The organism is Paenibacillus sp. M2 (assembly GCF_046713495.1).
Classification (GTDB): domain Bacteria; phylum Bacillota; class Bacilli; order Paenibacillales; family Paenibacillaceae; genus Paenibacillus; species Paenibacillus amylolyticus_B.
The window spans coordinates 6,105,763-6,125,091 of sequence record NZ_CP169648.1; the positions used below are offsets into that span (position 1 = coordinate 6,105,763).

The window sequence follows — 19,329 nt, forward strand, 5'->3', positions numbered from 1 at the left end:
GTGAATATCATGCCTATTCATGTCATTGTGGAAGGTAAGAATGACCGAAGCAAACTGAAACGTTTGGTTGGACCCGAAATCAACATTCTATGTACGTTTGGAACGCTTAATTCACTTAAGCTGGAGACATTGCGCAAACAAGTCGGATATGATGAAGTTTATTTATTTATGGATAATGACAGTTCCGGCAAAAAAATTAGAGGTGTGCTTCGGGATGCTTTCCCGGATGCAGTACAGATGTATACACGACGAGGATATGCGGGTGTGGAAGGAACACCTGATGAGTACATCATTGCCCAGCTGGAGAAAGCCGGGTTAGAGACATACATCCAATACCCTGAACATCCTTCCTTTTAAAATGAAATACCAAAAGGCTGCCTTTGGGTTGATATCCAACCTGAAGGCAGCCTTTTCAGTATGATGATCAGATGATTATTCCTTGATCAGATTGCGAATATCCTCGGCAATGACAGCAGGCACAACGTCCTCTGTATTAAATGCGTTATATACCTTGCGCAGCTGGTTATTCTGATCCACCAGACCTATCATGTTCATATGGGCAAAATCATCCTTACTCTCCCCATCGATTAGGATCTGGAATGAATCCCTGGCCAACTGTTTGGTTTTGTCCATATCCCCTCGCAAGAAGTACCATCCGGAATAATCCGCGTGGAAGCGGTCCGCAAACGTCTTAATCTTCTCTCTTGTATCGACTTTCGGGTCGAATGAAATGGATACAAATGAGACATCTTTACCGAAGGTGTCGTCCTCTTTCAACAGATCCTGCACCTGAGATAACGTAAACGTCGTAATCGGGCAGACATCCGGACAACTGGTGAAATAAAAGTAGAACAATCGGACTTTCCCTTGAGTATCCTCCAGTGATACCGTACTGCCATCTACATTTTCCATGGAAAAGGATTGGATTTCACGAATCTCGGGTAATTTTTCCTTACTGGCAAATACGGTGCCCCACATTAGATACACAGCCATTATCAGTGCGAGCCCGAGCAGCATCCATGTCCATTTGTACTTTTTCAGCATCTTCCTCATCCCTTCTGTATCTTCTCTTATGAATACGCATACATATGTGAACCGAAAATCACGTTTGTCTCGCTTCATCCATCTACTGTGACATATGTATTCAAAGAAACCTACTTATTATGAGATTCTATATTATTGTAACGGTTAAAAGGAACAATGCCCATAAATTATTTTAGTGTTGTATATCATTCGAATAGTATCGTACGTTCTCTGGCGCTTTTTCTCACTGTATCCGATATAAAGTTTATCATAGGAACTGCCAAAATAGTTTGACAAACTACGTACATTTATTGGGTATGTCACAGGAAATTGTCATAACTTTGAAATTAGGGATGTTTTGCATCCTGACAGACGGATATTATACACTATATATGGGTATCACCTAGATAGAGAAGTAATATGCCTTAGAACGATACACCACACAAAGGAGACGTTTATGGATACCTCTACACATTTTGTCATGGGGATTGGTTTAGCCGGTCTGGCTTATGTCGACCCTGTTGTCGCGGCTAGTCCCATGCTTGCAGCTGCGGTAATGGTTGGCACGATCGCCGGTTCCCAGGCCCCTGACATCGATACTGCGTTACGTCTCAAAAGCAATTCGCTTTACATTCGGAATCATCGGGGCTTGTCACACTCTCTGCCATTTCTCCTGTTATGGGTTTTGCTCATCACAGGCGTCATTGCACTGATATTCCCTGGTGTCCCTATTGGACACGTTGCCACCTGGACAGCTGTGGCCGTAGGCTTTCACGTATTCACCGATCTGTTCAACACCTATGGAACCCAAGCCGCCCGGCCTTTCACGGAACGCTGGATCGCCTGGAACATCATTCATATTTTTGATCCGTTTCTATTCACTACACATGTCATAGCTATCTTGTTATGGGCCTTTGATCTGATCGCCCCTGCACCACTCTTCGTTACGTTGTATAGTTTGACCGGTTTATATTATATATGGCGAACGATTGCTCGTGCACAAGCAGTCAGAAAAGTTAGACGTCTCGACAACAGCCCAGAGCAGGCAAGATACATCGTCATTCCAACGATATCCTGGAACCGCTGGCATGTGGTTAAACGAGTTGAGGACGGCAGTTATGTGATCGGTAAAATGGATGGTTCTAATCTGGTATGGAGTCTGCACGCTTCGTCTTCTACTCATGCGGCCGTTGCTGCTTCACGCAAATCACCGGAAGTCAGTGCCTTCCTCTATTTCACCTCCTATGCGGTGGCAGAGGTTGAAGAACTGCCTGCCGGTTACAAGGTCCGTTGGGCAGATGTACGTTATCGACACCGAAAACAATATCCATTTGTCGCTGTAATTGTGATGGATCGGAATTTTGAGACGATTGATACGTATGTAGGCTGGTTAAGCGATGAGAAAATGGATAAAAAACTTTTATCTGCACGCCCTTGACGAAGTGAGCATGGCAAGGCACAATCAGACATAGGAACTGATACGCGAGAAAGCCCGGAGCGTTTCCGCTCCGGGCTTTCTGTTTATCCTGTTTTGTTGCTGTTGGTTAAAATAAATTATTTGCCAGACCCAGCCAGAGACTGCTCAGCGATTTGTACCAGACGTTTGGTGATATATCCACCCAAAGATCCTGTTTCACGGGAAGTGTAGTTACCATAGTAACCGTCTTGTGGGATAGTTACACCCAGTTCCTGTGCAGCCTCGATTTTCAATTGTTGCAGTGCTGAATTTGCCTGAGGTACCACCAAGTTGTTAGAACGAGATCCTTGAGCCATATTTATAATCTCCCTTCAATCTGTGTCTGTAATGTAATTGCAAGCTTGCAAGATTATTATGGCTCGTAGGCTACAGGTTATACGGAGTTTTACTAAATTTGTAGATGGAGGTTTTTCCCAATGAGTAAAGGCTTGTCTTTATGGTTCGCATTCTCTTCGATTATTTTGTTAACGGTTTCAGCAATTATGATCTCCTACTCCGGTTGGTTTGCTGCACTACTGTTTGTCCTGTCCATTGCCAACATTGGCTGGGGATTTGTGATTCGCGCCAAAAAAGAACGTCAGGAAGTTCGCTCGGCTGCTTCAGAGCCCACTTCTTGAGCAGGTCATTTGATAGTTCAATAATGAACGCACAAATAAAGAGGAGTCCTTCAATAGGGCTCCTCTTTATTCATGTTAACTATTCATTGCGTGAAATGATTATATTGTTCAGGACTAATGTTTACGTCTCGGGACAAATCCCATACGTTCTTTCACTGCATCCAACGTTTGAGCTGCAACTTCTTCTGCACGGCGGGCTGACGTATCCAGAACATCCGCCAATTCGCCAGACTCGCGAATCTCATTATAACGTTGTTGCAGGGGTTCAATAACAGACACAACCACTTCAGCCAGTTCTTTTTTGAACGGACCGTACATCGTGCCTTCATAACGCTCAGCTACTTCCTTAAGCGTCATACCCGCACATTCCGCGTAGATACTCATCAGGTTGCTGACTTCCGGTTTGTTTGCCGGATCATAGACGACTTCACGTCCCGAATCTGTAGTGGCTCGACTGATTTTTTTGCGAATCACATCTGGCGGATCCAGCAGGGCAATATAACTGCCAGCGTTAGGGTTACTTTTGCTCATTTTCGAAGAGGCATCATCAAGTGACATTACCCGTGCACCTACCTGTGGGATATACGGATCTGGAATGGTGAAGTACTCCCCATAACGGTGGTTAAAACGTCCTGCCAGATCACGTGTCAGTTCCAGATGTTGCTTCTGATCCTCACCTACGGGTACAAGGTCAGCATTGTATAACAAAATATCAGCCGCCATTAATGATGGATACACAAACAGTCCAGCACCAACGGAATCTTTACCGGATGATTTATCCTTAAACTGAGTCATGCGTTCAAGCTCACCCATGGAGGTCAGCGTTGTCATCAACCAGCCCAATTCCGCGTGCTGCGGTACATGGGATTGCAGAAATACGTTAGATTTCGACGGATCAATACCTGCTGCAATAAACAGCGCAGCTACCGCTTCCGACTGTTCACGCAATGCTGCTGGCTCCTGAGCCACGGTGATGGCATGAAGATCAACCACCATGAAATGACATTGATAGTCATGCTGGAGTTTTACAAAATTTTTGATTGCACCAATATAGTTGCCCAATGTGAGCTTACCGCTTGGCTGAATACCTGAAAGTACTGTTTTCATTACACATAACGCCTCCCTGATTGTATATAAAAAACTCCTGCCATTCTCTGCGAACGCAAAAAGGCCCCACATCCGCAAGGGACGTGAGACCGTGGTGCCACCCTTATTCGCTTTTCTTCTATTGCTCCTGACCCTGAATCAAGTCAAGCCGAAGAAATGCCTTCATTGTTCCGTAACGTGGATTAAACGGCAGACTCTAGTGGGGCAAGCCCATCTCCGGCTTAACCTGTTCAAACCTACACTCAAGGGTCCATTCGGTACAGAGCTCACACCGGTTCACATCAACCACCGGCTTTCTGAAGAGGATTCTCTTGGCCTACTTATCCCTGTCATCGATTTCATGTCATTCAATTCTAATAAATGCTTTCAGAGTTCCATCTTAATGCGCACAGGCGCGAATGTCAAAATGAGTTGAACTTTTTTACCCGAGACATCAAAATCTGTTATGATGGAATTGCTTATCCTGTTGTCTGCTTCACACGAAATAGCGCAGGAAATAGCTGGCATGTACACAACGACACGCCTGCAGCAGTAGCTTCATCATAACTGCTTGCAGACAGATTTCAAGTGGGAAAAGGAGCATCGATATGAAACAAGTGACCAAAGGCCAATGGAATGGTTACGACACGTATATCCTACATAGCCGTGAATTGGAAATCACCCTGCTGCCGCGTCTTGGAAATAATATTATTTCTATTCGTGATTTAGTGCAGGACAGAGATGTCGTTCGCCGTCCGGATGAAGACGATCTTGCCTTTTATCTGCAGAAGCCGTACCATTTTGGCGTTCCTCTCCTGATACCACCAGGCCGCATTCATCGTGGACAATTCGAATATGAAGGCGTTCATTACCAGTTCGATCAGAACACGGCGAATGACAACCATATTCACGGTCTCCACCGTACCCAATCCTGGTGTGTCAGTGACATTGAGGAAGATGAAGACGGCTGTGCAATTACGACTGAATTACTGACCGAAAATGAAGAGCATTGGATGGCTCAATTCCCGATTCCCCTGAAACTTGAGATGACGTTCAGTCTGCAAAACGCTGTATTTAGCCAGCGTCTGCGAGTCACCAATCTGAGCTCAACACCTGCTCCTTTTGGGATGGGATATCATACATGGTTTTTGTTAGACGGCAAACCTGCCGACTGGACACTGCAACTGCCTGTTTCCGGAATATACGGACAGAATGAAGAACAATTACCGACAGGTGAACTGGAATCTCTGGGTGAATGGTCTGCTCTGAACGAAGGCATCAATTTGCAGGGACGTAACTGGGATACCCTGTTGAAAGCTACCGAAGCTGAACCGGCTACGGCTTACTTACGCAGGCAAGATGGATATACATTGAAATATTCAGCAGATGAAGCATTTTTCAAACATTGGGTTCTCTTTACCAAAGGTGAATCCGATCAGTTTTTGTGCATTGAACCGTACACTTGGCTACCAGATGCACCTAATTTGGCTTTATCGGATGAACAAACCGGGTTGATTCGCTTGGAACCGGAACAGCCTGTTGAGTTATTTACACGTATTGAGGTTATATCTCCTACAGAAGACTAAGCAAGCTGATCACTCTCTATACTGCTTTTAAGCATATCACCAACTATTTTGATATCCAAATACAACTTGCCGACCCGAATTGGGTCGGCTTTTTTATGTGTCCTGTGCACTGATAGTTATCCATATTTTCCCTTACGCCATATCATGTATATTTCCGTATTCTCTAACCATACTAACATCACCAACCCATAAGGAGGTGACACATATGTACGGAGGTCAAAACCAAGGTAGCGGTAGCCGCTCCAACAACCTGGTCGTTCCCCAAGCAACAGCAGCATTGCAACAATTGAAAATGGAAGCTGCACAAGAGCTGGGTGTAACTATTCCACAAGATGGTTACTACGGTAACTATACTTCCCGTGAGACAGGTTCTCTGGGTGGATACATCACTAAACGTCTGGTGCAAATCGCTGAGCAGCAATTATCGGGTCGTTCGTAAGCTCGTAATTATTGCTTAAGCTAAGCAGGATCCAAAAGCGGCCTTCTTCGGAAGTGCCGCTTTCTCTTGTGCAACGAATTATGAGGTCGACTCCATATCTGAATCCTTGTATGTATTGGTTCTAGGGTAACGAATCATGAGGCTCGCCATATTGTAATTAGACTCCATCGTTGCATCTACCAAAATCATACCTTGTCTTACTGTGAAGTCGTATGATATCTCGCCATGCGTCCAATTGCGTTTGAATTTCAACGTCTCCAGTGCCATTGCCCGGAAAGAAGTTCTCTGGGTTTCGTTTAGCCCCTCTTCCTCCACATCCATCTGCCCATCTCGTCCAGCTATCGGATTATGTCGAATACCGAATTTCCCAATTACGTTGTTTCGTATTTGCACAAAAACCACCCCTGAATCTAACCCTGATAACTCATGATCAAGTTCTTTGAACACCAGATCCAACTGTCTCGCTAATGAAAGCTCATCAATTTTCATATTAACACTCTCCTTATATGCTTATAGTCCTATACATCAAGGACTTACGACTCATTATATGACATCATATGTGATCATTCAACAAATAACGGCAAAGTTGGGTATTTCTAACTATGATTTGCACAATTAATTGCCATTCGACTCCCTTAAACTGAGCTTTTTCTTTCATTTGCGACAAAATATTTAAACCTTAAAAATTTAGATCGCGAACAAAAAGAGGCTGCAATCCTGTGTCTGTTAACAGGGGATTGCAGCCTCTTTCATATATATTCAACCTATTTTTCGGTCGCCGTCATCTGTAGAAACTGCTCAATATCGGCAATAACCAAGTCCGCAGCATTTTGCCAGAATTCCGGTTGTGTCAGGTCCGTACCCAGATGTTTCTGGGCAAGTTCTTCGACCGTCATACGCCCTGTATCCCGCAGCAAATCATCATATTTATCTGCAAATGCTGTACCTTCCTGCTGCGCTCTTGCATAGATTCCCGCACTGAACATATACCCAAACGTGTATGGGAAATTATAGAATGGCACACCAGTCAGATAGAAATGCAGTTTGGATGCCCAGAAATGAGGATGATCTGATGCAAGTGCACCGCAGAACGCTTCCTGCTGAGCATCCACCATTAATTTGGATAGTTCATCCGCGTTAACCAGACCTTTTTTGCGTTGTTCATAGAATCGATTCTCAAACAGGAACCGGGCATGGATATTCATAAAGAAAGCCACACTTCGCTGTATCTTATCTTCCAACAACGCCAGCTTCTCTTGCTCATCTGTTGCCGCCTGCACCAGGGCATCTGCTACAATCAATTCAGCAAACGTGGACGCTGTCTCAGCCACATTCATCGCGTAACGTTGATTCAACGCAGGCAACTCTTCCATAATGTGTTGATGATATCCATGACCAAGTTCATGCGCAAGAGTCGACACATTAGATGGTGTCCCGGAGAAGGTCATGAAAATTCGGGTTGCTTTGCTAAGTGGCAAAGACGTACAGAATCCGCCTGGACGTTTGCCAGGACGGTCTTCTGCTTCGATCCAGCGTTTCTCAAAAGCCATCTCTGCAAACGAGGAAAGTTTAGGACTGAACTTGGCAAACTGTTCAACAATATTGATGGCTGCCTCATCGTAAGTGATTTTGCCACTCGATTTACCTACAGGTGCATCTACGTCACTCCAGCTGAGCTTGTCTACCCCCAGCAGTTCTGCCTTGCGCTCCAGATATTGAACAAGCGCAGGTTTTGCACCATTAATCACATTCCACATCGTATCCAGTGTCTGACGTGACATCCGGTTGATGGCCAGAGGTTCTTTGAGGATATCATCCCAGCCACGTTTCTCATATAACTTCAGACGGAATCCCGCGAGGTGGTTCAGTGTATCTGCACAGAAATCTTCGACATCGGTCCAAGCCTGCTCCCAGTTTGCGAATACCGTCTCGCGTACATTCCGATCACTATCGCTCAGCTTGTTGGCAGCCTGTCCTGCGGATAACATCACTTTTTCCCCATCTTGCTCAAATGGAATGTTTACCTTGCTGACAATCGTGTTATAGAATTTGCCCCAACCATGATAACCATCCACACCCAGATCCAGAGCAAGACCTTCCAGTTCCGGCGACAACTTCTCACGTGCCAGCGTGCGACTCTCGTTCAGTACAAATGCCAGCGGCTGAATATCTTCCCGAGCAATCCAAGCGTCCCACACCGAATCTGATGTCTGACTGAGTGTATTATCGAACTTCGATTTGCTGCCGTTCAGCATCGCTGCAATAGAACTGATGGCGCCTTGAAGTTGCGTTGCCTTTTTGTCCTTCTGGTTTTGCGATGAGAGACAGGATACAAACGCAGAACCTTCCGATATGCGGATATAACAGCTTTGCAGCAGTTCCAAAATCGGATCAAATGCTGCCGTCTCTTCTATTGAAGTCGGTGCAGGTGTTTCGTTCAACAGATGTTGCAGTTTACGTACATCCTCTTCCAGTTCAATAAGATACGAAGCGAATGATTCGGAGGAAGAACCTCCACTAAAAATGGACTCCAGGTCCCATACGGGGTGTAATGGCGTTTTCATTTAATAAGGCACCTCTCTCTATAAATTGGATGGTTAGGATTGAATTAAAAACTGGTTTTATGCGTGTCATATCTCTATACTAGAGAAATAGCTACAGAGGTTGTTCAAAAAGTCCACTTTTGATTACGAATCATGCCTAACGGCATTATCAGCATCGAATATGAAATTCAGCCGAAATAAGCGGATGCTTACGAAGGTTGTTTCCTTTGGAAACAATGTAGTTGCTCACGTAGTTCTCCTACGCTCCGCTACTCCATTTCTAGCTTCATTCCATCTTCTCGGTACTGAAAACCAGTCTTTTTGAACAAGTATTTATAGTAACTTTCAGGAGGTAATTGTATGAAACCTTTACAAGTATCGGCTGATACAGCCGTCAAATTAGCAGAATCCTTAGGCGTACCTTTGGAGCACCTGATGCACATGCCCCAACATATCCTGATGCAGAAGATTGCGGAACTTGCCAAACAAGAAGCCTCCAAACCTTCCGAACCAGAAGGCGAACAAGAATGATTCCGTTTGAGAACAGCTGGCCTTACGATATTGTGATGGGAGACATCTATGTACAGCAATGTCCCTACTGTCATGCAAGCAACGTGCTGCTCCCCCTCAAACCCAAAGAGCTTGTGCTCATTCGCGAAGGCAAAAAGAAATTACTCGTCTTTCCCTGCTGTAATACAAGCATGACCGTGATCGACAACGACAGTGATTATTTGTTATCCAGCCGTCCTGTCCGTAACTAATGTAGATCAACCTAGAGGGGGCTGCGCTTCGCAGCCTCTTTGTCTGTTTCCAGCATCTCTTCAGGGAGTTCCAATTTACTTGAAATCATCTGCTCACGCAGCACGGCCCACTGTTCCCTTGAAGCACGAATCATGGCCGCATCTGTGATCCGCTTGTCATGAATGACCTTGCTAAACCATTGCACTGCTTCATTAAACCGTCCTACCCTGCGGTTCAATTCCCCGAGCAAATACAACAGTTTGGCTTCATTGCCACCCGTTCCTTCACGTTCGAACACCTTCACATAGGCTTCAAGGCTAAATTCAAGGAAACGATGTTCCTGTGTATGGTCCTCCATATAACGATACAACCAAGCTATATGATGCAACAGACCAGCGACGACACGATCTTTCTCCTGGATAACCTGTGCGCACAGCAAGGCAAGCTTGTACGTAGCCAACGCCTGTTCCAGTGTTCGTGCTCCGCTATAATCACGTTTAACCCAGCGGTTACCGATATGTTCCTTAAAAGCCTTGCGCTGAGCATCATTTAAATGCTCCGTTGCGTTCTCCGTCGTGGCAAACCCGCACTGCGGACAGATGCGAACCACATAAAAATCTGGATTCTCCAGCTTGTAGTACGCACAAAAATCCGAATCCGTCCGGTAGGGCCTTTTCAAACTTGGTCTTACCCGTGAGGTTTCATACTCGGTTTCGCAATAATGGCAGGTCACTTTCACCTTATACAGCGGCTCTAATTCCAATCTCTTCCATCCCTCTCCCGTATGCTTATAATCATATTCGGAACTACGGTGTATTCACAAAGTGATGTGCAGGCCCGGATAAACGCTGCAGGATAAACGAATGCAAGGGCTCCTCCACACCAATCTGTGTTAAGGCTTGATCCATACATGCAAGCCAAGCCTCAGCCCGTTCAACCGTCACTTCAAAATGCATATGACGCGCACGCATCATTGGATGTCCAAATGCCTCGGAAAACAGCCCTGGTCCTCCGAAAAACTGAGACAAAAACATATACTGCTTGTCGATGACCGGCTGAATATCTTCCGGGAAAAGCGGAGCCAGCTGCTCATTCTGCTGAACGATCGGATAGAAAGCCTCGACCAGTGCGCGAACACCTTTCTCACCGCCAAGATTGTCATAAATACTCAAACTGGGATTCATTCGTCTGATTCCCCTTTCTAATGTCGAATTTTGCCATATATTACACGTTCCGTGAACATTGTGAAAACAGTAACAATATCCAGGCCACAGAAGCCTTTATCTCCATTCTATCAAAAAAAACCAAAAAGTCCTATATAACATGAAATCATCAGGACATGTAACCTGCCATCTGTATATAGGACCTTATTCAAAACGTATCACAAAAAAAGCGCCAACCGCTTGGGTTGGCGCACTAGATATTTCATTAATAACTCCGCCAGTCCTCTTCCTCAGAGCGTACCAGCGAGGCACGTATCACATATACAAAAGCACAGACCAGGATTCCGGTGACAAGACTCATGATCATCACTCCATCCGAATTGAATTCCACCTTGGAGACAATTAGGTGACGTTCAGGCGTTTTTCTCATTTTAGCACACATTAATCAAAAACACAGCCACTTTTGCAAGCGCTTTCTACGTATAATTTTGTACTGTTTGTTCACTTTTTTTCATATATTGATGGCAATAACACCACAGACTTCCGCACACCGACCATTCCAAATATAAAGGAGAAGAATTCATGGCTGCTTCACAACGACTCACCCATGTCCTGGTCACACTCGCTCTCCTGATCCTTTGTGTGTTAATGGTCTTGTATCCAGCGGAAACCTGGCATGCAGGTGTACGCGGACTGTCCATCTGGTGGGACGTATTGTTTCCCTCCCTTTTTCCTTTTTTGGTGCTGTCCGAGCTGCTGCTCGGCTTTGGCATTGTTCATTTTCTGGGCACATTGCTGAATCCACTGATGCGTCCATTGTTTCGTGTTCCCGGAAGCGGTGGTTTTGTATTTGCCGTGAGCTGTGCATCCGGTTATCCTACAGGAGCGAAACTGACCGCCCAGTTATGGGAACAAAAGCTGGTTACCCGGGAAGAAGGAGAACGGCTCGTTGCCTTCACTACATCATCCGATCCGATCTTTATGATTGGAGCCGTATCGGTTGGGTTCTTTCATAATGTCGCCATTGCTCCAGTATTGGTTGCGAGCCATTACGCTGCAGCTTTTCTCGTGGGCATGCTCATGCGTTTTCACGGGGGTACAGCAAAAGGCTCACACCCAGACAGTTCTTCTGGATCTCCATCGGAGGGGATACCTAGAAACAGACTGGTCCGGGCCATCTATGCGATGCATGAAGCAAGAAAAGCTGACGGACGGGCATTCGGTGAACTGCTGCGCCAGGCAGTCTCCTCATCCCTTCGCCTTATTATTATCGTAGGAGGGCTGGTTGTATTCTTCTCGGTCATGATGGAGCTGCTTGTCCAGACTGGTTGGCTTGGCGGTTTATACGGCATAACCGAACAATTGTTACGACATAGCGGACTGCCTCCATCCTTATCTCCTAGCTTGGTCGGTGGACTGTTTGAAGTAACGCTGGGGAACAAAGAGGCTGGGAGTGCCGGGGCATCCATCCCACTCGTCTATAAAGTAGCAGCAGCAGCCTTTGTTCTCTCCTGGGGCGGATTATCAGTCCATGCACAGATTATGAGTGTTCTTAGCAACACACCCATGAGATACGGTCCATTTCTATTTGCCAGAGCGATTCATGCGCTAATCGCACCTGTGCTGGTCCTGCTCTTATGGACACCCATGATGGGGCGATCCTCTTCACCCGTTCTCATGGAGCCCGGTTTCTTCCCATCGTTATCAACGTATACACCGGACTGGGGACTGATTTTCTTATCAGGAATGATTGTTTTTGTAAGCCTCATCGTGTTGTTGTTATTCCTAGCGGTATTAAGTTCCATTCTCAAGCCTAGACGACATGCCAAAAAATAAGTCAACGATTCATCTATATTTAACTGAATATGCGCCCAAACGTTGTGTTCTTCCGCGGAATTGATTATCATCGGTAGTATAATGACCACAAAGGAGCTTTCATCTTGAGATATTATGTTCAAGACCGCGGAGACCAGTTATCGATTGATCTCAGTCAGCAGTTTCATGCGCTGGCGAAGGAAGAAGGGTTCAAGCTGGATGCAGAATCGCCGGAGATTGTTATCTCCATCGGGGGCGATGGTACGATGCTGCAGGCATTTCACAATTTCATCGACCGTATTCCGGATATTGCTTTTGTTGGGGTTCATACAGGCCATCTCGGCTTTTACGCCGATTGGAAGAAGGAAGAATTACGGGAGTTAGTCAGGCTGATGAGTGGCAAAGGAGATCCGGAGCGTCTCAAACCACGCATTGTACAATACCCGCTATTGGAGCTTGAGATCCGGAAAAAGTCGGGGAATTCCTCTTACATCGCCCTTAATGAATTTACGTTAAAAGGTGTAGACGGTACAGTCGTGGCCCAGGTCGATATTAACGATGTGACATTTGAGATGTTCCGTGGGGATGGCATCTGTGTATCCACGCCATCAGGCAGCACGGCATACAACAAGGCCCTTGGCGGTGCCATGGTTCATCCAACCATTGAGGCCATTCAGATTGCTGAGATTGCATCGATTAATAACCGGGTCTATCGGACACTTGGTTCACCGGTTATTTTGCCCAAGCATCATCATTGTGATATTTTCTCCCGCAAGGATCAGCGGTTATTGATGACGATTGATCATGTAAATGTGATGGTGGAGGATCTGATCTCCGTCCGTTGTCAGGTATCCAGTCATAAGGTCAGTTTCGCACGTTTCCGCCCTTACCCATTCTGGAACCGGGTTCGCACGGCATTTCTTGACTAAAATAACACACCAAAAAAGCGGTCCTTCTCAGGAACCGCTTTTTGCTTTGGCTTGAGGTTGATCTTTGCTCTTCTGAAGCACAAAGTACGCACAGCCAAAGTTACAATATTCATTGATATAATCGACCATACTGGCGATTGTAGAATCCTTCGTCGCTTTTGGATGGTTATCACGGTAAAAACCTTTTAACCTTAACTGGCTATAACCCCAGTCTCCGATAATATAATCATAACGCTCCAGCACTTCACTGTAACGGTCACGGAAGACCTCTGGATTCCAGCCCTCTTTGTGGTTCTGGACGATTTCATAATTTTTGCCGCCGATCTGTACAATGACCGGTTCTTTGGGCTTTTCTTCAACTGACTCAACAACCGGTTCCTGGATCTGTTCCTGAAGTTGCTCCTGAATCTGTTCTGTGTTTTTTTCTTCTTCCAATCCGGTATCCTCCATCACGCGTGTGTTGCCGCCTGTTCAGCATGTTTGGTAGCCGATTTCACCTGTTCATGCGCATGGTAGGAGCTGCGTACCATCGGGCCAGATTCGACGTGGCTGAACCCACGTTTTAATCCTTCCTGTTTCAATGCAGCGAACTCCTCTGGCGGATAATACTTTTCAACATACAGATGTTTCTCCGAAGGCTGCAAATATTGACCTATCGTCATAATATCACAGTTCACCGCACGAAGATCATCCATTGTTGATAAAATTTCATTATATTCCTCACCTACACCAAGCATAATGCTTGATTTCGTAGGGATGTTAGGTTGCATTTCTTTGGCACGAGCAAGCAATTCCAGTGAACGTTTATATTTCGCCTTGGCACGCACTTTGTCTGACAACCGCTCAACCGTCTCAATATTGTGATTCAGAATGTCCGGTTTGGCATCCATTACAATCTGCAAAGATTCCAGATCGCCCAGAAAATCTGGAATGAGTACTTCAACGCTGCACAATGGCAACCGTCGCCGTACGGCCTTCACCGTCTCTGCAAAGATCGTAGCTCCCCCGTCTTTCAGGTCATCACGGGCTACACTTGTAATTACGCAGTGTTGCAGATTCATCTGCTCTGCTGCTTCCGCCACACGTTCTGGTTCCTGCAAATCAAGCTCCGTTGGCAAGCCTGTATTCACCGCGCAAAAACGGCATGCCCTTGTGCAAATATCGCCCAAAATCATAAAAGTGGCCGTTCGATTGGCCCAGCATTCATAAATATTCGGACACCGCGCTTCCTCACATACCGTATGCAGCGTTTTGGAACGCATCATCGTTTTCATTTCCTGATAGTTATCGCCGGTTGTCAATTTGATCCGAATCCAATCCGGCTTCGGTTCTTTAACACGTTTAGCCAATGCATAAACCTTCTTTCTACTGAAGTTAGGCTGTTGCTCGGAACATATTATACCATGAAAGCGCTGGAAAAACCCCCATTTGTCACATCTTGTGCATTCATGCTCGATATGGACAATTTGTATAATTGGATTCCCCCCAAGAGCTTACATGGATAAAATGAGAACTTTTGAAGAACGCTAACCCTTAGCTTGGTTCATCGGGTACCTTGTATTATTCTAATGGAAAGGGGCTGCTTCCCAGTGCAACAACGCTTGACCTTCAGGCACACGTACCGCTTTTGGATCAAAACATTACTTGCAGGTACTCTGCTTCTCCCATTCTTGCCTGTTGAAGTTTACAGTGAACCCGCCCAGGCCACTCCCAAATCACAGGCTGCCGAGTTAAAACCCGCAGAAATTTTCGCTGCACGTCGCCATTTATATGAAACCATCGGTCAGATGACCCAGATTCCCTGGTACAGGCTTGCTGCCATTGATCAGTATGAACGGACGATTACTCGTGCACATCCAAAGGATCGCAAGCATCCGGAGCGGCTTACGGGTATCTTCATGACCCCTCCGGCCTGGAGAGGATGGCTAAATCCCGATGAGACGGATCAACATCCGGAATCCATTCTTTTTTTCAAAGGATATGGACGTGATGGTTCAGGAGACGGTATAGCGGATGCCAACAATGATCAGGATGTGCTGTACAGCATGGCTTCTGTTATTCAGGGTTACGGGAACAAACAAGAGGACTTCAACATTGCCTTGTGGGAATATTATCACAACTCCCGTGCTGTGCAACGAATACAGCAATTCGCGAAGTTATATGAGCATTTTGACAATCTGGATCTATTCGGACATGCCTTTCCGGTCCCGCTCGGAACCAACTACTCCTATCGCAGTACCTGGGGGACAAAAAGAAGCTGGGGCGGTTATCGCATTCATGAGGGAACAGATATTTTCGCTCCGCATGGCCTGCCTGTGCGCAGTACCTGTTACGGGGTCGTGGAAATCAAAGGCTGGAATCCGTTTGGTGGCTGGCGCATCGGAATTCGGGATTTGAACAATCATTATCACTATTACGCTCATCTTTCGGGTTTTGACAAAAGTGCACGCATCGGTGAAGTGGTAATCCCCGGTCAGGTTGTAGGTTGGGTTGGCAGTTCGGGTTACGGGAAACCCGGGACACAGGGCAAATTCCCTCCACATCTGCACTATGGGATCTACCGGGACAGCGGACTGCACGAATGGTCGTTTGATCCTTATCCACAGCTGAAACATTGGGAACAGGATGAACGCAAACAAAAGAGCAAGAAAAGCAAGTGAGACGAGAATATGCACGATCAGCAAAGCGAAAAAGGGACCTCTTTAATTGAGGCCCCTTTCTTTGCTTTACAATTCTAATTTGTGTGTATCATGGGTGCGCGTCCTTATTGAGCTGCAACCCCCCATTCACATCAGGCAGATCATCCGGCTCAATTTCAAGTTCATTCCCTTGCAAAGGGTCTGACGGCGTCTGTTGCTGGTTCTGGCTAGGGGGATTCGTAGTTACTCCATTACCGCTTGATACACCTGTATGACCTGATGGCAGCGCAATAGCTGGGGCATTACTGCCGTTACTACCCACTGGCTTGCCCTGATTATCGTAATAATACATTGGCACATCTCCGACAACCAAAAGGTAGGAAATCGGGATTTCCGTATCGACCGTTTCGGGTTCCATGTCGAAGGGCACCACGACCGCGACCTCAGCAATAATGTGAATGTACACTTCCACCAAAATCATGTTAATACCCGCATTCTGTTGACGGGTGTTCAGATCCACTTTGACAGCACCTTGGGGCTCAATACGAACCGGTATACTCGGGCCAAATGAAGCCAACACCGGACTGCCGAGCGCCTGACCCAGTGGGATTTTTTCTTTTAACATGTGTACATTTTGCAGCGTGGATTGCACAATATTCATCGTACTTGCGGTGATCCGCATATGCTCATTGTAGTTCAGCATGAAACCGGACACCTTCCCGGCGGTATCCGTCTTCCAGTCAATCAGTCCTTCGTTGGTTTTGCCATCGGCAACCTGTGCTGTAATCGCCTTGTTGATCGCTTCGGTCGCAATCTGCTTCACTCTGATCTTGGCCAAGTGCATGATGGGGGGCTTCATCTTTTTATCCACATAAGCAAAGCCCTGCATCAAACAAAACGCGGTGACCAATAAAATGATCAACCACATTTTGCGCTTGCCGCTTGGCGGCTTACGGCGTCTCCGGCTTCGCCATTTTCTTCTCATCATCGAAGTGTCCCTCCCCTACGGGATGAGCTATAGGCTATATGTTAACCTTATGCACCGTTGTCCCAAAAAAGAAGGACAGTACGTGTACACTCTATAGAAAGTAACAACAACATAATAAACAGAGATAAAAAAACCTTTCGCCTGCAGATTACTCTGCAAGACGAAAGGCTTTATGTTCAGACCACCCAAAGATTCAGGCATGTCTATCCTTTTATTTCGGAACAGATTCCCAGTCTTTCAGGAAACGTTCAATCCCGCTGTCCGTCAGTGGGTGTTTCCAAAGTGTCGGCAGAAGCGAACCCGGAATGGTGGCAATATGCGCACCGGAAAGGGCTGCATCCTCTACATGTTTGATATTGCGAATGCTTGCTGCGATAATCTCGGAAGGCAGATCATACATGTCCAGAATCAGACGCAGATCACGAATCAATTTCATACCATCCACAGCAATATCATCCAAGCGACCAACGAATGGACTGATGTAGGTTGCACCGGCTTTCGCCGCCATCAGGCCCTGTGCTGCGGAGAAAATCAGCGTAACATTGGTTTTGATCCCTTTTTGCGTCAACTCATGACAAGCATACAGCCCATCTTCGGTCATCGGCAATTTAATGACTACATTCGGTGCCCATTCTGCAATTTCATAAGCTTCCTTCAACATATCCTCGGCTTTGAGACCGATGACTTCAGCACTGACCGGGCCTTTAACAACGCCACAGATCTCCTGAATGACTTCTTTAAATACGCGACCTTCTTTGGCAATCAAAGACGGGTTAGTCGTGACTCCATCCACCAGACCCAGACGTTCGATCCGTTTGATTTCTTCCACATTCCCGGTATCCAAGAAAAATTTCATGATATGTTCCCTCCACTTGATGAATTCGTAAACACGATATAAGTCATTACCCGATTCTCATCATATGTTAACAGTTATATATAAAATTAATTTTTCTCTACAGCGTGACCGCCAAATTCATTACGCAATGCTGCTACCACTTTACCTGTGAATGTGTCTGTCTCCAGGGAACGATAACGCATCAGCAAGGACAACGCGATAACCGGTGTAGCGGTTTGAAGGTCAAATGCCGTTTCTACTGTCCAGCGTCCTTCGCCGGAAGAGTGCATTACACCTTTAATCTCATCGAGGTTTGCATCTTTGGAGAAGGCACGTTCTGTCAGCTCCATCAACCAAGAGCGGATAACGGAACCGTTGTTCCATACACGTGCTACTTGTTCGAAGTCGAAATCAAATCCACTTTTCTCCAATACGTCAAAACCTTCACCGATGGATGCCATCATACCGTACTCGATACCATTGTGAACCATTTTGAGGAAGTGACCGCTGCCCGCTTTACCAGCATACAGGTAGCCGTTCTCTACGGAAGTATCTTTGAATGCCGGTTCAACGATTGCCCAAGCTTCCGGGTCCCCACCGATCATATAACATGCTCCATTACGTGCGCCTTCCATACCGCCAGATGTACCTGCATCCATGTAGTGAATGCCTTTGGTTTTCATCTCTTCATAGCGACGGATGGATTCTTTGTAGTGGGAGTTACCCGCTTCAATGATGATGTCACCTTTGGACAACAATGGGCTAACTTCAGCCAGTACAGCATCTACCACGTTGTGAGGAACCATGATCCACAATACACGTGGGGATTCGAGCGAAGCCACCATCTCTGCGTATGAAGATACGCCTTCAGCGCCGTATTCTTTCATTTCATTTACTGCTTCAGCGTTCAGGTCAAAAGCAACCACTTCGTGTTTGTGGTCAATCAAGTTTCTACCTAGGTTCAATCCCATTTTTCCTAATCCGACGAGTCCAAGTTTCATTTTAAAATCCTCCTGTTATGAACAATGTTTAAATTTTATTTGCGCTCAAATATTAATTAAGGTTTGCTTTATGCAGCAACCGTTCCGGTGATGGATCGTTCTTATGATCGCTGTTGTATCCAAATTTTTTTAACTATTTTTCTTATAGTTAAAATTCGGATACAAAGGCGAACGCTTCGCTTCTTCAGAATCGATTCCATCCCCTACACTACGGCACTACACCAAAAGTTAATTAATTTGAACACCTCTATATTAAAAAATTTTCACTGCCCTTCCGGCAAACATAACCGGAAGGGCTTATGCAAAATTGGAACGGTATAATTCATAAAAAATGAGATCTGTATACATCATAAAAGCTACTTCATCTATATCAGCATTTTGCATCATTTCGATCAACTCGCTTCCGAATACAAGTTCTAGAAGACGAAAAGAACCATTTCGTTTCAT

The 19,329-nt window shown here is 45.8% G+C and carries 23 protein-coding genes and 1 other annotated feature; of the genes, 10 read left to right on the top strand and 13 right to left on the bottom strand.

Translation table 11 applies throughout. The annotated features are described in order from the left end of the window. Positions 1–9 precede the first annotated feature (9 nt). On the top strand, positions 10–357 hold the full coding sequence (locus ACETMN_RS27910; protein ID WP_192135859.1) for a toprim domain-containing protein: 348 nt from the start codon (positions 10–12) through the stop codon (positions 355–357). Positions 358–432: 75 nt separating this feature from the next. On the opposite strand, the gene ACETMN_RS27915 is transcribed toward ACETMN_RS27910, so the two are convergent. Further along, positions 433–1,044, bottom strand: coding sequence for an SCO family protein (locus tag ACETMN_RS27915; protein WP_341073924.1), 612 nt, complete (start codon positions 1,042–1,044; stop codon positions 433–435). Between the two features lie 436 nt (positions 1,045–1,480). Here ACETMN_RS27915 and ACETMN_RS27920 point away from each other — a divergent pair, with 436 nt between their 5' ends. Next, on the top strand, positions 1,481–2,461 hold the full coding sequence (locus tag ACETMN_RS27920) for a metal-dependent hydrolase (RefSeq protein WP_036605731.1): 981 nt from the start codon (positions 1,481–1,483) through the stop codon (positions 2,459–2,461). Between the two features lie 116 nt (positions 2,462–2,577). Here the strand turns inward: ACETMN_RS27920 and ACETMN_RS27925 are convergent, their stop codons facing one another. Then, complete coding sequence (locus ACETMN_RS27925; protein ID WP_017692386.1) at positions 2,578–2,796, bottom strand: alpha/beta-type small acid-soluble spore protein; 219 nt, start codon at positions 2,794–2,796, stop codon at positions 2,578–2,580. A 120-nt stretch (positions 2,797–2,916) separates the two neighbouring features. Between ACETMN_RS27925 and ACETMN_RS27930 the strand changes: the two genes are divergently transcribed. Further along, positions 2,917–3,117 (top strand): hypothetical protein, encoded by a 201-nt coding sequence (locus ACETMN_RS27930; RefSeq protein WP_017692385.1) that lies wholly within the window; start codon positions 2,917–2,919, stop codon positions 3,115–3,117. A gap of 114 nt (positions 3,118–3,231) precedes the next feature. On the opposite strand, the gene trpS is transcribed toward ACETMN_RS27930, so the two are convergent. Next, the gene (trpS, locus tag ACETMN_RS27935; protein WP_411735427.1) at positions 3,232–4,224 is read right to left on the bottom strand and encodes a tryptophan--tRNA ligase; all 993 of its coding nucleotides are present in this window, start codon (positions 4,222–4,224) and stop codon (positions 3,232–3,234) included. A 74-nt stretch (positions 4,225–4,298) separates the two neighbouring features. Further along, positions 4,299–4,566 (bottom strand) — a binding site (T-box leader). Between the two features lie 245 nt (positions 4,567–4,811). On the opposite strand from trpS, the gene ACETMN_RS27940 reads away from it, so the two are divergent. Then, the gene (locus tag ACETMN_RS27940) at positions 4,812–5,789 is read left to right on the top strand and encodes an aldose 1-epimerase (RefSeq protein WP_411735428.1); all 978 of its coding nucleotides are present in this window, start codon (positions 4,812–4,814) and stop codon (positions 5,787–5,789) included. 205 nt (positions 5,790–5,994) lie between these two features. Then, complete coding sequence (locus ACETMN_RS27945) at positions 5,995–6,228, top strand: alpha/beta-type small acid-soluble spore protein (protein ID WP_105601328.1); 234 nt, start codon at positions 5,995–5,997, stop codon at positions 6,226–6,228. A gap of 78 nt (positions 6,229–6,306) precedes the next feature. On the opposite strand, the gene ACETMN_RS27950 is transcribed toward ACETMN_RS27945, so the two are convergent. Together ACETMN_RS27950 and ACETMN_RS27955 are read right to left on the bottom strand one after the other, a co-directional pair. Then, positions 6,307–6,717 carry an O-methyltransferase gene (locus ACETMN_RS27950; protein WP_091020790.1) on the bottom strand — a complete coding sequence of 137 codons (411 nt, stop codon included), beginning with the start codon at positions 6,715–6,717 and terminating at the stop codon, positions 6,307–6,309. Between the two features lie 275 nt (positions 6,718–6,992). Continuing rightward, entirely contained in the window at positions 6,993–8,792 is a 1,800-nt protein-coding gene (locus ACETMN_RS27955; protein ID WP_091020789.1) for a M3 family oligoendopeptidase, read from the bottom strand. Positions 8,793–9,131: 339 nt separating this feature from the next. Here ACETMN_RS27955 and ACETMN_RS27960 point away from each other — a divergent pair, with 339 nt between their 5' ends. Next, the gene (locus ACETMN_RS27960) at positions 9,132–9,302 is read left to right on the top strand and encodes a YycC family protein (protein ID WP_091020788.1); all 171 of its coding nucleotides are present in this window, start codon (positions 9,132–9,134) and stop codon (positions 9,300–9,302) included. Next, positions 9,299–9,532 carry a hypothetical protein gene (locus ACETMN_RS27965; protein WP_017692378.1) on the top strand — a complete coding sequence of 78 codons (234 nt, stop codon included), beginning with the start codon at positions 9,299–9,301 and terminating at the stop codon, positions 9,530–9,532. The genes ACETMN_RS27960 and ACETMN_RS27965 overlap by 4 nt, the downstream gene beginning before the upstream one ends. A gap of 11 nt (positions 9,533–9,543) precedes the next feature. Here the strand turns inward: ACETMN_RS27965 and ACETMN_RS27970 are convergent, their stop codons facing one another. The 3 genes from ACETMN_RS27970 to ACETMN_RS27980 form a co-directional block, all read right to left on the bottom strand. Next, on the bottom strand, positions 9,544–10,275 hold the full coding sequence (locus tag ACETMN_RS27970; protein WP_091020787.1) for a DUF2225 domain-containing protein: 732 nt from the start codon (positions 10,273–10,275) through the stop codon (positions 9,544–9,546). A gap of 43 nt (positions 10,276–10,318) precedes the next feature. Then, a complete protein-coding gene (locus ACETMN_RS27975) occupies positions 10,319–10,696 on the bottom strand; it encodes a globin (protein ID WP_036605723.1) in 378 nt (125 codons plus the stop codon). Between the two features lie 244 nt (positions 10,697–10,940). Continuing rightward, the gene (locus tag ACETMN_RS27980) at positions 10,941–11,105 is read right to left on the bottom strand and encodes a hypothetical protein (protein WP_155984997.1); all 165 of its coding nucleotides are present in this window, start codon (positions 11,103–11,105) and stop codon (positions 10,941–10,943) included. A gap of 152 nt (positions 11,106–11,257) precedes the next feature. Here ACETMN_RS27980 and ylbJ point away from each other — a divergent pair, with 152 nt between their 5' ends. Together ylbJ and ACETMN_RS27990 are read left to right on the top strand one after the other, a co-directional pair. Further along, on the top strand, positions 11,258–12,511 hold the full coding sequence (ylbJ, locus tag ACETMN_RS27985) for a sporulation integral membrane protein YlbJ (RefSeq protein WP_091020786.1): 1,254 nt from the start codon (positions 11,258–11,260) through the stop codon (positions 12,509–12,511). A 104-nt stretch (positions 12,512–12,615) separates the two neighbouring features. Then, positions 12,616–13,419 (top strand): NAD kinase, encoded by an 804-nt coding sequence (locus ACETMN_RS27990; RefSeq protein ID WP_036673293.1) that lies wholly within the window; start codon positions 12,616–12,618, stop codon positions 13,417–13,419. Between the two features lie 27 nt (positions 13,420–13,446). Here the strand turns inward: ACETMN_RS27990 and ACETMN_RS27995 are convergent, their stop codons facing one another. Next, a complete protein-coding gene (locus ACETMN_RS27995; RefSeq protein ID WP_411735429.1) occupies positions 13,447–13,854 on the bottom strand; it encodes a YutD family protein in 408 nt (135 codons plus the stop codon). Positions 13,855–13,868: 14 nt separating this feature from the next. Continuing rightward, positions 13,869–14,768 (bottom strand): lipoyl synthase, encoded by a 900-nt coding sequence (lipA, locus tag ACETMN_RS28000; RefSeq protein WP_210109819.1) that lies wholly within the window; start codon positions 14,766–14,768, stop codon positions 13,869–13,871. 240 nt (positions 14,769–15,008) lie between these two features. On the opposite strand from lipA, the gene ACETMN_RS28005 reads away from it, so the two are divergent. Then, positions 15,009–16,079, top strand: coding sequence for a M23 family metallopeptidase (locus tag ACETMN_RS28005; protein ID WP_105601337.1), 1,071 nt, complete (start codon positions 15,009–15,011; stop codon positions 16,077–16,079). Positions 16,080–16,167: 88 nt separating this feature from the next. Here ACETMN_RS28005 and yunB read toward each other — a convergent pair whose 3' ends face one another. From yunB to gnd, 3 genes are all read right to left on the bottom strand, one after another. Continuing rightward, positions 16,168–17,046, bottom strand: coding sequence for a sporulation protein YunB (gene yunB, locus ACETMN_RS28010; RefSeq protein ID WP_091020784.1), 879 nt, complete (start codon positions 17,044–17,046; stop codon positions 16,168–16,170). Between the two features lie 211 nt (positions 17,047–17,257). Further along, positions 17,258–17,902, bottom strand: a complete 645-nt coding sequence (gene fsa / locus ACETMN_RS28015; RefSeq protein ID WP_036605718.1) for a fructose-6-phosphate aldolase — start codon at positions 17,900–17,902, stop codon at positions 17,258–17,260. Between the two features lie 86 nt (positions 17,903–17,988). After that, complete coding sequence (gene gnd / locus ACETMN_RS28020; RefSeq protein WP_062838007.1) at positions 17,989–18,882, bottom strand: phosphogluconate dehydrogenase (NAD(+)-dependent, decarboxylating); 894 nt, start codon at positions 18,880–18,882, stop codon at positions 17,989–17,991. Positions 18,883–19,329: the final 447 nt, after the last annotated feature.